The following is a 14,364-nucleotide window of genomic DNA, read 5'->3' as shown; positions in this document are numbered from 1 at the left end:
CCTCCCCTTCGGGCTTGAATCGCCCGTCTTGTTGAAGCTCTCGCTCAGTCGCCCGCGCGGGTCAGCGGCCAGTTCGCCTTCAGCTGCGCGACCGTCCCGTTGTAGACGTTGACATCCATGTCCGGCCGGGTGCCGGCAATGGGAAGCTGCGGCAGGATCTCGCTGGAGAACTGCCACAACGTGTAGCTGGGCCAGACCCCGGCCGGAAAGTCGCTGACCGACGCACGGAATCGCGCGTACCACAGCGGTGTCTTCGCGAAGTCGGAGTTGGCGAACTCGGCGGAGATCAGCTTCGCGCTCGCGTGGTTGGTGTAGAGCACCGGGTGGCGCCCGGTGCGCTCCTTGATGCGGCGGACGAACACCAGCGCTTCATCGGCGTTCATGAGCTCCTTCGAGTTGGCGTCCTCGAGGTCGAGTGCGATCAGCTCGTCCGCCTCGGGCTTGACGGTGTCGATGTAGTGATCGGCCTGCTTGCGCGGCTCACCCGAGACGCCCCAGTGATACGAGCCCCAGAGGTAGCCCCGCGCCCTGGCCTCGGCCTTCCTGGCGAAGTAGCCGCTGTCGATTCGCGTCGTCCCGATGGTCGACTTGTGGATGATCGCGACCACGCGCGTCTCGGCCTTCAGCTTCTCCCAATTGATCGTGTTGTCCGCGAAGGGGTCGAGCAGCAGGGCCGCGTCGGGATGGAGCCAGGGCCGATCGAACTCGCCCGTGGCTGCCGCCGCGCCCTCGGGCACGGCGAAGCTCGTCGCCAGGAATCCCCAGCGCCCCGAGACCGGAAGATCGAGCACTTTCATGTAGGCCTCCTCTCCATCCACTGCATGCAGCTTCGATGCTGCGCAGTCTGCGTGCGCGACAGGCGATGCGCATCCACTCGCTGTGGGATGAACAGGCGGCCTGCGAAGGTCGCAAGGGCGGGGCGCTTGCGCGGACTCAGTCGACCCTGGCGGCCAGCCCGAGCGCAGGTGTGCGCGATTCCTGCAGGATCCCCTGCAGCATCTGCGGCACCTCGAACACCGCCCGGTTGTTCACCTGCTGCGTCGCGGCACGGAACTGCGGCAGGTGCGCCAGCAATTGCGTCACCGCCTCGTCCACCTTGGCGAAGCTCTGGCACACGACGCCCACGCCGTGCTCGCGCACCCACTGGGTGTTGTAGCGCTCCTGTGGCAGCGTGTAGCGGTTGCGCACCACGATCACCGGCAGCTTCATCTGCACCGCCTCGCTCATGCTTCCCGGACCAGGCTTGCCGATGAAGAAGTCGACCAGTTGCATGTAGCGCGCCACGTCGGGCGTGAAGCCCAGCACCAGGCGCGGGGCGCGTGCCGGCAGTGCCTTCAGCGCCTTTGCCAGTGCCGCGTTGTGGCCGCAGGCGAGGATGAGCTGCGTGTCCGGCAGCCGCCTGGCGATGCTCAGCATCGCCTTCGAGCCCTGCCCGCCAAACAGCACGAGGCCCGTGGGCCGGTCGGGGTCCAGCCCCAGGCAGGCGCGCTCGGCGGCGCGGTCCACTTCGGGTGTGTCGTAGAAGGCGGTGCGGATCAGCATGCCCGAGCTCGCGTGGATGTGCGTGCTCGCATGCCCGGCCGAGCGCGCCTGCGTCACCGCGCGCGCCGAGCCGCAGATGACGTGGATGGGCAGGTCCGGCTCGATCCAGAAATTCGGCGGGTAGTCCGCCAGGTCGGTGAGCACCGTCACGTAGGGCACGCCCGGCAGGCTGGCCGCCAGCGATTCGTACATCGGGCGGTTGAAGTTGGGAATGAGCGAGACCACCAGGTCCGGCTCGCGCTGCAGCCATTGGCGCTGAAGCTGCCGCACCAGTGGCGCGTGGCCCCAGCGGATCAGGCCCTGCAGCAGCTTGAGTTCCTGCGCCAGGCCCACCGTCCAGCCGCGCGCCAGGCGCTTGTTGTAGATGTCTTCCGGGTCCATGCCGGTGAGCTTGCGAAAGCCGTCCTTGGGATCGAGCATTTCGCGCAGGTTCACCAGCCGCACCTTCCAGCCCAGCCCGGCGCGGTCGATGGCGGCTTCCAGCGCCAGCGCCGAGGCACGATGGCCACCCCCGGCGTTGAAGTAGACGAGATCGACGACGGGTGCGCTGGCGGCGGGGCGCGGCGGCACGTCGGTCATGCGTGCTGCGCGGTGGCCGCGGCACGGGCGGCGCGCTGCGACGCCTTGCTGGACACCGGCATGTGCTGGTCCCACTCCAGGATCTCCAGGCGCCCGTCCGCGTGCTCGGCCAGGGCGGTGAGGCTTTCCACCCAGTCGCCGTCGTTGGCATACAGCACGCCGTCGATCTCGCGCAGCTCTGCATGGTGTATGTGGCCGCACACGACGCCCTGCAGGCCCCGCTTGCGGGCCTCGCGCGCCACCGCGTCCTCGAAGTCGCCCACGTAGCTCACGGCGCGCTTGACCTTGAGCTTGAGGTACTTGGACAGCGACCAGTAGGGCAACCCCATGCGCGCGCGCATCGAATTGAGATGCCGGTTGAGCTTGAGCGCGAACTCGTAGAGCGAGTCGCCGACGTAGGCCAGCCACTTGGCGCACTGGATCACGGCGTCGAACAGGTCGCCATGGATCACCCACAGCTTGCGGCCGTCGGCCGTCTCGTGCACCCACTCCTCGGCCACTTCCACGCCGCCGAAGGTGTGGTTGATGTACTTGCGGGCGAACTCGTCGTGGTTGCCCGGCACGAAGATCACGCGGGTGCCGCGCCTGGCCTTGCGCAGCAGCTTCTGGATCACGTCGTTGTGCGCCTGCGGCCAGTACCACTGGCGGCGCAGCTGCCAGCCGTCGATGATGTCGCCCACCAGGAAGAGCGTGTCGCACTCGGTGTGCTTCAGGAAATCCAGCAGGGCCTTGGCCTGGCAGCCGGGCGTGCCCAGGTGCAGGTCCGAGATCCACAGCGTGCGAAAGCGCTGTGACGGCCGGGTGGCGATGTCATCCGCGTCCCGCGCATCCGAGTCGTCGGTTGCGGCCGTGTCGCGCCATGCGGCAAGAAAAGCGTCGTCGCGTTGCATGGACACCCATGGTTGTGCGGCTCGGTGTCGATGCCGTGTCCGCGGCATGAAGCTTGGATGACAAGGCGCTGGGCGTGGCGCCGCGCTGACAGCATTCAGACAGCTTCGCCCCGGCAGGATGCGCACTTCCAGCCAAAAGACGGAGACAAGTCCATGACCACCCCCCTCGCCTGGGCCCCCAGCGGCCTGCCCGAATCCGCCCTGCGCCGCCGCCTCCTGCAGGCGGGTGGCGTCCTTGCCGCCGGCGGCCTGCTGCCCGCGCTGGGCCGGGCCGACACCACCTGGCCGAGCAAGGCGATCCGCTTCGTGGTGCCCTTCGCGCCGGGCGGCAGCTCGGAGATCGTGGCGCGCTCCACCGCCGCCGAGCTGACCAAGACCCTGGGCCAGAGCGTGTACGTCGACAACAAGCCCGGCGCCGCCGGCAACATCGCCATGCAGGAAGTGGCCCGCAGCGAAGACCAGCACACGCTGATCCTCGGGCACATCGGCACCCTGGCCGTCAACCCGTACATCTTCGCCAAGCTGCCCTACGACCCCAACAAGGACTTCAAGCCCATCAGCCTGCTGGCCAAGGTGCCCAGCCTGTACGTGGTGCATCCCGACGTGCCGGCGAAGAACCTCAAGGAATTCATCGCCTTCGTGAAGGCCCGGCCCGGCAAGCTCAGCTACGGCTCGGCCGGCAACGGCAGCGCCGGCCACCTGGCCTTCGAGTATCTGAAGATGACGTCCGACATGTTCATGCTGCACGTGCCCTACCGCGGCACCGGCCCGCTGATGACCGACCTGCTGGCCGGCCGGCTCGAGGCCTCGGCCATCGGTGCGGCGGCGGTCATTCCCTTCATCAAGTCGGGCAAGCTGCGCTGCATCGCCACCGGCTCGGCCAAGCGGCTGCCCCAGCTGCCCGACGTGGCCACGGTGGCCGAGCAGGGCTTCCCGGGCTTCGAGATGACGCAGTGGTACGGCATGCTGGCACCGGCCAACCTGGCCCCGGCCAGCGTCGCCAAGCTCTCGGCGGAGACCATGAAAGCCGTGAAGTCGCCCGACGCCATGACGCGCCTCAACGCCGATGCGGCCGAGGTCATCGGCGGCACGCCCGAGCAGTTCGCCCAGTTCATCGCCGCCGAGCAGGCGCGCTGGCAGAAGGTCATCGCGCGGGCCGGCATCAAGCCGGATTGAGGCAGCCCCGGGGTTAGCATTCGCGCCATGCGGATCCTGCTGGCGGAAGACGAGCGCACGCTGGGCACCTGGCTGTGCAAGGCCCTGGAGCACGCGGGCATCCAGGTCGAATGGGTGGACGATGGCCGCCTGGCCGATCGCGCCCTGCAGCAGCGCGACCACGACGCCCTGGTGCTCGACCTGGGCCTGCCCGGCATGGACGGCCATCGCGTGCTGCAGCGCCTGCGCGAGCGCGACCAGCGCCTGCCGGCCCTGATCCTCACGGCGCGCGACTCGCTCGACGAGCGCGTGCGCGCGCTCAATGCAGGTGCAGACGACTTCCTCGCCAAGCCCTTCGCCCTGGCCGAGCTGGAGGCGCGCCTGCACGCCCTGGTGCGCCGCGCGCGCGGCGTCGAGCATCCGCGCGTGGCCTGCGGGCCGCTGGTGTACGACGGCGCGCGCCGCCAGTTCATGCTGCGCGGCGAGCCGCTCGCCCTGTCTCCGCGCGAGCTGGGCGTGCTGCGCGCGCTCGCACAGCGCAGCGGCGAGCCGCTGTCCAAGGAGCAGATCATCGACCGCGTGTTCTCCGACGAGGAGGACGTGCACCGCGAGGCGGTGGAGGTCTTCGTCTACCGGCTGCGCAAGCGTCTGGAAGGCAGCGGGGTGCGCATCGTCACGCTGCGTGGCCTGGGCTACGTGCTGGAAGCGGACTGAGGCGTGGCGCTTCTGCGATTTGCGCCGGGCCGCCGGTTGATGCAGTGGCTGCGCCGCACCAGCCTGTGGCAGCGCATGGCCCTGCTGATGCTGCCCGCCCTGCTGGCGGTCACCGGCATCGAGCTGTGGATGACGCGGCACGACGCGCTGGAGTCGGCCAACGCGGCCTACGACCGTTCGCTGCTGGGCGCGCTCAAGTCCATCGACGGCAACATCTCGACCGCCTCGGGCGGCCTTTCGGTCGAACTGCCTTACACCATGTTCGAATTCTTCGAGCTGACCGCCAGCGGCCAGGTGTATTTCCGCGTGGCCACCTCCGACGGCCTGGTCGAACTGGGGAGCGCCGACCTGCCAGGGCCGCCCGGCCCGCTGGCCATGAACGTGCCGGTGTTCTACGACGCCGTCTACTTCGGCGAGGCGGTGCGCCTGGCCGCCTACCAGCGCCTGCTGGACCGCGCACCGGCCGGTGCCGGCGGCCGCAGCGTGCTGATCCAGGTGGCCGAGAGCACCCGCTCGCGCCAGGAATTCACCACCCGCTTCGTGCGCAGCGCCGCCGTGCGCGACGGCCTGGTGCTCGCCTTGCTGCTGCTGGGAACGGCGGCGGTGCTGCATGCGGCGTTGCGGCCCCTGGCGCGGCTGGCGCGCGATGTGGAGGCCCGCGCGCCCGAGGACCTCACCCGCATCGACGACGCTGGCCTGCCGGCCGAGGTGCGGCCGCTGGTGGGCGCGGTCAACCACCACATGGCGCGCACGCAGGACCTGGTCGCGCTGCAGCGACAGTTCCTGGACGACGCCTCGCACCAGTTGCGCACCCACCTGACCACGCTGCAGATGCAGGTGGACTACGCACAGCGCGAGAGCGACCCCGCGCAGGTGCGCGACACGCTGGACGCGCTGGGCCAGGAGATCGCACGCGCCACCCGCAGCGCGCAGCAGCTGCTGGCCCTGGGCCGCAGCGACACGGTGGCCGTCTCGGCCAGCGAGTTCGAGCTGGCGCCCCTCCTGCGCGAGGTGGCAGTGGAGATGCTGCCGCAGGCGCGCGCCAAGCGCATCGACCTGGGCATCCAGCCGCCGGCCGGCGGCGCTGCGGCGGTGGGCGACCGCGCGCTGCTGCGCGAGGCGCTGACAAACCTGGTGGCCAACGCCATCGCCTACAACCCGCCCGAGGGAACCATCACCGTGTCCGCCGCAAGCGACGCGCTGGGCTGGAGCCTGAACGTGGAGGACAAGGGCCCCGGCCTGAGCGAGGAAGAGCGCGCCGTGCTCGGCCAGCGTTTCCGGCGCGGCGCCCGCGCCGGCAAGGGCGGCTTCGGACTGGGCCTGGCCATCGTGCGCTCCATCGCCCAGCGGCACGGCGGCGAACTGCGCCTGCTCCCGGGCGAAGGCGCGCTCGGACTGCATGCCATCGTCTGGTGGCCGCGCACTGGAGGCGTCGCGCAATGACTCGCGTGAAAGGCATCGTCCCGCCGGCAGCCGGCGGCATGACGCGCCGCAACGCATTGCGGGCGCTGTCCGCCACGCTGCTGCCGGCCGGCCCGGCGATCGTGGCCGCGCAGGCTGCCGACCCTTCGCTGGGCGCCGCCGCATGCGTGATTCCGGCCAAGGCGGGCGGCGGGTTCGCTCTCACCTGCGCGCTGGCGCGCGACGCGCTGCAGGCGGTGCGTCCGAGCCGGCCGCCGCTGGCGCAACGCTACCTGCCGGGCGGCATCGGCGCGGTGGCCTTCGACCGCATCGCCACCGGCGCCCTGGGCGGGCCGGAAACGCTGGTGGCTTTTTCCAGCGGCTCGCTGCTCAACCTGGCGCAGGGCCGCTTCGGCCCGCATCCGCCCTCCGCCGTGCGCTGGCTCGCCGCGCTGGGCACCGACTACGGCGTGGTGGCGGTGCACCGCGATTCGCCCTACCGGACTCTGGAGGATGTGCTGAAGGCGCTGCGCCAGTCCGCCTCGCGCGTGGTCTTCGGCGCCGGCGGCTCGGTGGGCAGCCAGGACTGGGTGAAGGCCGCGCTGCTGGTGCGCGCCGCGGGCGCCGACCACCGGGCCCTGCGCTTCGTCTCCTTCGAAGGCGGCGGCGACGCGCTGGATGCGCTGCGTGGCCGTCATGTGGACGTGTTCCCGGGCGATGCAGCCGAGGCCCTGCAGGCCATCGGGGCCGGCCTGCCGGCGCGGCTGCTGGCCGTGCTGTCCGAAACGCGCCTGGGCGGCGGCCTCGAAGGCATTCCCACCGCGCGCGAGCAGGGCGTGGACCTGGTGTGGCCCACGGTGCGCGGGCTCTATGCCAGCGCCAACGTGTCCGAGAGCGCCATCCAGGCTTGGCAGGCGGCGTTTCGCGAGGCCGTGGCGGCGCCGGGCTACGCCGCCCTGCGCCAGCGCTACGGGCTCTATCCCTTCGAGCTCACGGGCGCGGCGCTGCAGGCCTACGTGGACGAACGCCTGGACGCCTACCGCCGCTTGGCCGAGGAACTGGGCCTGCGCCGCTGGACCCGTTAGCCGGCTGCCGCATCGCGGTGACCGGATCGCGCCGGCGGGCTCAGTCCTGCCGGTCCTTGCGATGCCGGCGCAGCACGGCCCAGCCGGCAACGCAGGTGAAGCCCACCACCAGCGCCACCAGGATCCAGAAGCCGTGCGAGTCGTCGGACAGCGGGATGCCGCCCACGTTCATGCCGAACAGGCCCGCCAGGATGTTGATGGGCAGCGCGAGCACGGTGACGATGGTCAGCACGAACAGGCTGCGGTTGTTGTCCTCGTTCACGCTGGCCGCGATCTCTTCCTGCAGCAGCTTGATGCGTTCCTGCAGCGCCTGCATGTCGCGCAGCACCACCGAGAACTCCTCGGTGGCGGCGCGCAGTTCCTGCACGTCGCTGGATGCCATCCAGGCGGGCGGGTTCTGCAGCAGCCGGAACAGCGCCGCCGGCTCCGGTGCCAGCAGCCGTTGCAGCCGCACCATCACGCGGCGCAGGTTGCCCAGCCGCGAGCGCTTGGTGGCGAGCCGGCCGGCCAGCAGCTGGTCCTCGATCTTGTCGACCCGGTCGGTGACCGAGCGCACGATGCCCACCAGCACGTCGGCCTGCGTGCGCATCAGGCGCTCCAGCAGCTCGGAGGTGGAGCGGAAGGCCTCGCCCCGGTTCACCGCCGTGCGCAGGTGGTCCACCGAACGCAGCGGATGGCGGCGGGCCGTCACCACCAGTCGGCGGTCCACGCTGATCCACAGGGTCGAGATGTCCGAGGCGTCCATCTCGAAGTCGAAATGCACGTCGTTGATGACCGCCATCAGCGCCTGGTCGGCGCGCTCGATGCGCGTGGAATACAGGTCGTCGTGCAGCAGCTCGAAGAAGTCGTCCGACAGGCCCGCATGCCGGGCCAGCCAGCGCTCGGCCGACACCTGCGCGAGGTTGAAGTGCAGCCAGGCGAAGCCGGCCGCGGCACCCTGCGCCTCTTCGTCCGGCGGGCCGCGTTGCGCCAGCCAGTCGGCCGCGGTGTTGGAGGACACGGGCCGGCCGACCCCGGCTTCTCCGAACACGAATCCGCAGATCAGTCCCGCTTCGTCGCCGCCGTAGTTGGCGGTGCTCACTTCCGAAAAGATGGCTGGCAAGGTGGCGGGGACTCGGGATGGCTGACGGAAAGGGTGGGGGCACGCGCATGCAGCCGCGGGACATCACGCGGTGGGCGGCATGCTCCACCCTGCGTGTGTCAAGCGTGTGTCACGAAGCCGTCATCAAGACGACTTCAACCGACGAAGTTACCGCGTGTGTTGAGCATGGTCTGGCTCACGAAACTGCTTGCGCGCCCCTGTGCGTTGAAGGCCAGGTGCCAGCCGTCGAGCTCCAGCGGACGGCGGCGTTGGAACTCCGCCAACACGCGCGCCCGCGTGGCCCCCGCACCGACGCTGGCCAGCACCGTGGCGGCATAGCGGCCCGCAAGGTAGCCCGCCAGGCTCACCGGCGTGGGCGCCTCGTCATACAGGTTCTGCAGCAGGCTGCGGTAGTTGCGCACCACCGGCAGCTTGCTGGTGTGCGGGTTGGGCACCACGTCGGTGAAGATCACCGGCACCGTCTTGCCGGGGTTGAGCTGCAGGAAGGTGTTGGTGTCCACGTCCGACAGGCACAGCACGTAGCGCTGGCGCCCCAGCTTGTTCAGGCCCTGCGTGAACAGCGCCAGCTCGATGGCGCCGCCCATGAACATCAGGAAGAAAGGCGCATCGGCCGGCAGCTGTGTCGCATAGGCGGCAATGTCCTTGTCCTTGGGGATGACCAGGCTGCGCGTCTTGAGCTGAAGGCGGCCGCCGATGGCTGCCATGCCGGCCTGGATGGTGTCGGCATGCGCCTGGCTGGGATAGACCAGGCCCAGCTCGTGCACACCCACCACCGACAGCGTCTTGAGCACGTAGCGGATCTGCTCCTCGCGCGAAGCGAAGAGCGCGAACAGGCGCGGGTTGTCGTCCATCTGCGGATCGGCCAGCCAGGGCGCGACGTGGGCGATGTCGAGCTTGAGCTGGGAGGACTCCGACATGCTCGCGAGCGCGACGCCCTCGCCTGCCGTACCCAGCAGGGCAACCTGCGAAGTGTCGTCACGGATCAGCTGCAGCGCATTGCGCACGGCCGTCGTGCTGCCGTCGGTCTCGACTGTGGACAGTTGCGGCACCGGCTGGCCGGCCTTCTTCAGCTCGGCGAATGCGAGCCGGATGCCGGTCGAATAGTCACGCGAGAGCTGCTGCTGGTCGGGCGACATGTCCAGCAGCTGCGTGACGCGCATGCCCGCCGCGTCCGGGCGGCCTTGCGCGCTCGAAAGGAAAGGAAAGAAGGAAATGGCGCTGGCGCCCAGGGCGCCCGCCATGCCGCGCAGCACCTGGCGCCGGCGCACGGATGAAGTCGAAAGTTGCATGCCGGCCAATGCTCGTCACATCTAGTGACAATTTGGCGACGTTGCAGCCTTCGCGCGTGAACTGCTTCACGCTGCTGCCCGGGCCAGGAAAAAGTTTTCAGCTCAAGGCTGCGTGCCGCCGCCGGCCTGGAGCGCGGCCATCTGCAGTGAGATGTCGAACAGCTTGGCCTTGCCCGCGTAATAGCGGTCCAGGCGCCATTCCTTGAGGATGTCGATGGCCAGTTCGAACTGATCGAGGTCGAGCTGGTAGATGGTGGAGAGGGCGAAGCTGTGCTCGGTCTCCAGTGCCAGCACGAGTTGCGAGAGCACCAGGGCGGCGGGTTCGTCGTGGTGGTCTTCGATGTAGCGGCGTGCGCGCTTGATGGCGTTCATGGGGGCCTCTCCGACGCCCGGGTCGGGCTGGGTCATTGTGGAACGAACTCCCTCGCCCAAGCCAGTCGAATCGGCGATCAGACGAGTCTTACCCGAGGGGTTTTAGGGGCCCAAGGCCCAGGCGGCGCCTGCGCGGGCGCACTTTCACCCGCTTGCTAATTCACGGTGCAAGCGAGCGCGAGCGGAGCCGGCTTGCGCCGGCGTTCCACGATGGACCAGGCCGTGGCGGTGGTCGCAAGGATGCGGGAGAGGATCGAGGTGTTCATTGTGATTTCAGGCTTGCTTCTTCGGAGGTCAGGGACAGACTAGGCCCCGGAGGTGGCTGCGCCGTGACGCACCCGCAATGCCCCGTGCTCTTGCGGGCCGTCATCGCTTCGTCACGGGCACATGGCATGCGCCGCGGCACACTTGCGCCCATGCCCTTGCTGCAAGTGATTCATGAAGACGCCGGCCTGCTGGTGCTCGACAAGCCCTCGGGCCTGCTCTGCGTGCCCGGCCGCGGCGCGGACAAGCAGGACTGCCTCAGCGAGCGCGCGCGGCAGCAGTGGCCCGACGCACTGGTGGTGCACCGCCTGGACATGAGCACCAGCGGGCTGGTGCTGATGGCGCGCGGCATCGAGATGCAGCGCGCGCTCAGCCAGGCCTTTGCCGAGCAGCGGGTCGACAAGCGCTACGAGGCCGTGGTCGACGGCCTGATCGCTCCTGCATCGATGGGCGAGGACGAATGGCAGACGATCGACGCGCCCATCGCCGCCGACTGGCCGCGCCGGCCGCTTCGCATCGTCGATCCCGTGCAGGGCAAGCCCAGCCTCACGCGCTGGCGCGTGAAGGCGCCGATGAGCGAGCCGGGCGCCACGCGGCTGGAGCTGGCGCCCCAAAGCGGCCGCACGCACCAGTTGCGCGTGCACCTGGCGCACATCGGCCACGCGATCCTGGGCGATGCGCTCTACGCCGGCGAGTCCGCGCAGGCGCGCGCGCCGCGGCTGCTGCTGCATGCCACGCGGCTGGAGCTCGCCCACCCTTTCACCGGCGCGCCCTTGCGCTTCGAGAGTCCGGTGCCCTTCTAGGCCCACGCTTCCGGCTTTCGCCGCTTTTGGACAAGAATCGCGCCCCATGGGCACCACCGCGGGCGATCCCGCCCTCTTCATCCACATCAAGGTCGCCATCGGCATGGTGGTGAGCCTGGCCATCGCCAGCGTGCTGACCGGCGTTGCGCGATTCGTGCAGCATCCCACGCGGCAGAAGCCCGACTGGGTCCACCTGGCCTGGGCGCTGTCGATGCTGCTGGCCATGCTGCACTTCTGGTGGTGGGAATACCGACTCTCGGGCATCGTGGCCTGGCGCTTCGAGCTGTACCTGTTCGTGATGGCCTTCGCCATCCTCTACTACTTCATGTGCGCGGTGCTGTTCCCGGCGGACATCCGCGACTACCGCGACTACGACGACTACTTCATGTCGCGCCGGCGCTGGTTCTTCGCGCTGCTGGCGGTGTCGATGGTCTTCGACGCGATCGACTCCTGGCTCAAGGGGCGCGAGCATTTCGCGGCCTTCGGCATCGAGTACCCGATCCGCCTGGGCTTCTACCTGGTGCTGGCGTGGATCGCGGCCAGCACCACCAACCGGCGCTTCCACGTTTCCTTCGCTGTGCTGAACCTGCTCTACCAGGTGTCCTGGATCCTGCGCAGCTTCGACGTGCTGGGCGGCAGCACTGCGCCATGATCGTGCGGCCACGCCCGAACTGGCTGCGCATGCTCTTCGTGGTGCGCGGCTCGGTGCTGCCGGTGATCCTGCCGCAACTTCTGGGCACCACCGCCTTCGCGATTCTCGTCACGGTGCTGCACGGACGGCTCTTCGCCTGGAAGATCCCGCTGAACTTCGTGCCCTTCTCGCTGATCGGCCTGACGCTGGCGATCTTCCTGGGCTTTCGCAACAGCACCAGCTATGCGCGCTACTGGGAGGCGCGCACGCTGTGGGGATCGGTGCTCAACGAGACGCGCAGCCTGGTGCGGCAGGCGCTGACGCTGCCGGACTCGGCATCGCACGCGGAAGTGGTGGGCGCGAGGCTGATCGCCTTCGTGCACGCGCTTCGGCACCAGCTGCGCGCGTCCGACCCCATGGCCGACCTGCGGCGCCTGCTGCCGGCGCAGGAATGCGAGCGGCTCCAGCAGGCGCGCTACAAGCCGGCCCTGCTTCTGCTCATGGCGGGGGAATGGCTGCGCGACCGGCTGCGCACGGGGCAGCTGTCGCCCGGGCTGGCGCAGGCCATGGAAGCGCCCCTGGGCCGGCTCACCGACGCGCTGGGCGGCTGCGAGCGCATCGCGGGCACGCCCATTCCCTTCACCTACGCGGTCATCATCCACCGCACCATCTACCTGTACTGCGTGCTGCTGCGCTTCGGGCTGGTGGATTCCATCGGGCCGATGACGCCGGTGATCGTGGCCTTCATCGCCTACACCTTCTTCGCGCTGGAGGCGCTGGGCGAGGAAATCGAGGACCCGTTCGGCACCTCGCCCAACGACCTGGCGCTGGACGCGATGTCGGCCTCGATCGAGGCCACCTTGCGCGAGATGATGGGCGAGAAACCCGTGCCGCCCGCTCCTTCCGCCGTGCCGGTCGAATACCTGCAGACCTAGCGGGCCGGCTTGCTCAGCTGCGCACCACCAGCACCGGCACGTGGGCGTCCTGCAGCACGCGCTGCGTGACGCTGCCCAGCAGCAGCTTCTCGATGCCGTGTCGGCCGTGCGAGCCCATCACGACCAGGTCGCAGCCCAGGGCGTTGGCGGTGTCGACGATGCCCTCGTGCACCACGTGGCCGTCGATCACCCGCTGGTCGCTGTGCAGGCCCTCTGCCGCCAGCGCGGCCACGCCGCGCGCCAGTGCCGCGTTGGCGCTGGAGGTGGCGGCCGCCAGGTACTCGTTCTGCCCCAGCGCGTAGTCGGCGCCCACGCCGATGAAGGGGTAGTTGTCGATCACGTGGATCAGCGTGATGCGGCTGCCGAAGGCCAGCGCCAGCCCGCTCGCCTTGCTCACCGCCGCCATCGAGGCGTCGGAGCCGTCGATCGGAACCAGGATGTGGTTGAACATGGTGCCCTCGCTTTCTTTGAGTCCTTGCCGCAATCGCGGCTGCGAGGCCAAATGTACAGACTCCGCAGGCCGCCAGGTGTAGGACTCTCCCGGCCGCCCGGGGTTTCCCTCAATCGCCCTGGAAAGCCCCGGCGCGGCAGGTGACCACCAGGGTGTCGCGCCAGCCGCCCTCGCCTTCGGCCAGGGGCTGGATGGGCGTGGTCTCGTGGATGACGCGCGCGTCGTCCAGCAACAGCAGGGTCCAGGGCTCGCTCATGGTGAAGCGTTCGCCACGTCGGCCGGCGGCCTCGAACACGCGCGTCTCCCCGCCCTTGACGTTGTGGCGGCCCACCAGGGCGACCGCCACCAGGTCGACGCCGTCGCGGTGCGCCCCCTCGGGCGTGGGCCGGCCAATGCCGCCCGCCGTGTCGATGCGGAACTGGTGCGCCTCGATGAACCAGGGCTGCGTGCCACGCAACGCGCTGGCCGCCACGGCCAGCTGGTGCATGAGGCGCTGCCAGGCAGGCCGGGCGACGGTGGCGTCGAGCATGGGTGCGAACCAGCGCTGCATGCCACCGTGAAGTGCGTTGTACTCCACTGGCTGCCAGTGCGCACGGTGCGGCACCGGGCGCAGCGCCTCGCCCTCGGCGACGAAGCAGGCATGGCGGCGGGTGCGGTAGCGGCCGCCGTCCTTGAGGTATTCGTCGGGGGGCAGTGCGTCCCAGTCGGGCCGCAGGGCCTCCAGCTCGGCCAGCGGCAGGCCCAGCCACTGCGACAGGCCCTGCGGCGCCAACACCGCGTAGCCGTCTTCCGCCAGGGCCGTATCCAGGTTCTCCGGCGGCGTGGCCGGAGGCGAGAAATCCTTGCTCATCCGGCGGCGCTCAGGCCTCGACCTTCACGCCCTTCCAGAAGGCCACGCGGTCGCGCACCATCTCGGCCTCGGGCTTGGGGTCGGCGTAGTACCAGGCGGCGTCGGCATTGAGTTCGCCGTTGACCAGCAGCGAGTAGTAGCTGGCCGAGCCCTTCCAGGGGCAGGTGGTGCGGTGGTTGCTGAAGGTGACGTGGTCGCGGTTCAGCGAGCTCGCGGGGAAATAGTGGTTGCCCTCGACGACCACGGTGTCGTCGCTCTCGGCGATGGTGGCGCCGTTCCAGGTTGCTTTCATAGACGATGT

16 protein-coding genes are annotated in these 14,364 nt (G+C 69.6%); 7 read left to right on the top strand and 9 right to left on the bottom strand.

Annotated elements, in window-relative coordinates; all coding sequences use genetic code 11:
- Positions 1-44 precede the first annotated feature (44 nt).
- The 3 genes from BM345_RS12785 to BM345_RS12775 form a co-directional block, all read right to left on the bottom strand.
- Positions 45-797: a glycoside hydrolase family 25 protein gene (locus BM345_RS12785; RefSeq protein ID WP_093380012.1), complete on the bottom strand. Its 753-nt coding sequence runs from the start codon at positions 795-797 to the stop codon at positions 45-47.
- 136 nt (positions 798-933) lie between these two features.
- Positions 934-2,121, bottom strand: coding sequence for a glycosyltransferase (locus tag BM345_RS12780; protein ID WP_093380011.1), 1,188 nt, complete (start codon positions 2,119-2,121; stop codon positions 934-936).
- On the bottom strand, positions 2,118-3,011 hold the full coding sequence (locus BM345_RS12775; protein ID WP_093380009.1) for a UDP-2,3-diacylglucosamine diphosphatase: 894 nt from the start codon (positions 3,009-3,011) through the stop codon (positions 2,118-2,120). Before BM345_RS12775 ends, BM345_RS12780 begins: the two co-directional genes overlap by 4 nt.
- Before the next feature lie 153 nt (positions 3,012-3,164).
- Between BM345_RS12775 and BM345_RS12770 the strand changes: the two genes are divergently transcribed.
- The 4 genes from BM345_RS12770 to BM345_RS12755 are packed head-to-tail and all read left to right on the top strand — an operon-like array spanning position 3,165 to position 7,366.
- Complete coding sequence (locus tag BM345_RS12770; RefSeq protein WP_093380008.1) at positions 3,165-4,187, top strand: Bug family tripartite tricarboxylate transporter substrate binding protein; 1,023 nt, start codon at positions 3,165-3,167, stop codon at positions 4,185-4,187.
- 27 nt (positions 4,188-4,214) lie between these two features.
- Positions 4,215-4,880, top strand: coding sequence for a response regulator (locus BM345_RS12765; RefSeq protein WP_093380006.1), 666 nt, complete (start codon positions 4,215-4,217; stop codon positions 4,878-4,880).
- Positions 4,881-4,919: 39 nt separating this feature from the next.
- Positions 4,920-6,323 carry a sensor histidine kinase gene (locus BM345_RS12760; RefSeq protein WP_093380005.1) on the top strand — a complete coding sequence of 468 codons (1,404 nt, stop codon included), beginning with the start codon at positions 4,920-4,922 and terminating at the stop codon, positions 6,321-6,323.
- Complete coding sequence (locus tag BM345_RS12755; RefSeq protein WP_093380003.1) at positions 6,320-7,366, top strand: Bug family tripartite tricarboxylate transporter substrate binding protein; 1,047 nt, start codon at positions 6,320-6,322, stop codon at positions 7,364-7,366. Before BM345_RS12760 ends, BM345_RS12755 begins: the two co-directional genes overlap by 4 nt.
- Before the next feature lie 40 nt (positions 7,367-7,406).
- On the opposite strand, the gene BM345_RS12750 is transcribed toward BM345_RS12755, so the two are convergent.
- The 3 genes from BM345_RS12750 to BM345_RS12740 all read right to left on the bottom strand — a co-directional run bounded on the left by BM345_RS12750 (position 7,407) and on the right by BM345_RS12740 (position 10,129).
- Positions 7,407-8,468 carry a transporter gene (locus BM345_RS12750; RefSeq protein ID WP_093380002.1) on the bottom strand — a complete coding sequence of 354 codons (1,062 nt, stop codon included), beginning with the start codon at positions 8,466-8,468 and terminating at the stop codon, positions 7,407-7,409.
- A gap of 134 nt (positions 8,469-8,602) precedes the next feature.
- A complete protein-coding gene (locus BM345_RS12745) occupies positions 8,603-9,757 on the bottom strand; it encodes an ABC transporter substrate-binding protein (protein WP_139237509.1) in 1,155 nt (384 codons plus the stop codon).
- Between the two features lie 102 nt (positions 9,758-9,859).
- Positions 9,860-10,129, bottom strand: coding sequence for a hypothetical protein (locus tag BM345_RS12740; protein ID WP_093379998.1), 270 nt, complete (start codon positions 10,127-10,129; stop codon positions 9,860-9,862).
- Positions 10,130-10,545: 416 nt separating this feature from the next.
- Between BM345_RS12740 and BM345_RS12735 the strand changes: the two genes are divergently transcribed.
- The 3 genes from BM345_RS12735 to BM345_RS12725 are packed head-to-tail and all read left to right on the top strand — an operon-like array spanning position 10,546 to position 12,762.
- Complete coding sequence (locus BM345_RS12735) at positions 10,546-11,196, top strand: RluA family pseudouridine synthase (RefSeq protein WP_093379997.1); 651 nt, start codon at positions 10,546-10,548, stop codon at positions 11,194-11,196.
- Positions 11,197-11,242: 46 nt separating this feature from the next.
- Positions 11,243-11,848, top strand: a complete 606-nt coding sequence (locus tag BM345_RS12730; protein ID WP_093379995.1) for a hypothetical protein — start codon at positions 11,243-11,245, stop codon at positions 11,846-11,848.
- Positions 11,845-12,762, top strand: a complete 918-nt coding sequence (locus tag BM345_RS12725) for a bestrophin family protein (protein ID WP_093379994.1) — start codon at positions 11,845-11,847, stop codon at positions 12,760-12,762. The genes BM345_RS12730 and BM345_RS12725 overlap by 4 nt, the downstream gene beginning before the upstream one ends.
- Before the next feature lie 13 nt (positions 12,763-12,775).
- Here the strand turns inward: BM345_RS12725 and BM345_RS12720 are convergent, their stop codons facing one another.
- From BM345_RS12720 to BM345_RS12710, 3 genes are all read right to left on the bottom strand, one after another.
- Complete coding sequence (locus BM345_RS12720; protein ID WP_093379992.1) at positions 12,776-13,213, bottom strand: universal stress protein; 438 nt, start codon at positions 13,211-13,213, stop codon at positions 12,776-12,778.
- Positions 13,214-13,322: 109 nt separating this feature from the next.
- Positions 13,323-14,063 carry a 2OG-Fe dioxygenase family protein gene (locus tag BM345_RS12715; protein WP_093379991.1) on the bottom strand — a complete coding sequence of 247 codons (741 nt, stop codon included), beginning with the start codon at positions 14,061-14,063 and terminating at the stop codon, positions 13,323-13,325.
- Between the two features lie 10 nt (positions 14,064-14,073).
- Complete coding sequence (locus BM345_RS12710) at positions 14,074-14,355, bottom strand: DUF427 domain-containing protein (protein ID WP_093379989.1); 282 nt, start codon at positions 14,353-14,355, stop codon at positions 14,074-14,076.
- Positions 14,356-14,364 lie beyond the last annotated feature (9 nt).

Origin of the sequence: Variovorax sp. OV329 (assembly GCF_900114785.1) — a bacterium.
Classification (GTDB): domain Bacteria; phylum Pseudomonadota; class Gammaproteobacteria; order Burkholderiales; family Burkholderiaceae_C; genus Variovorax.
This window is presented reverse-complemented; position numbering and strand designations above follow the sequence as displayed.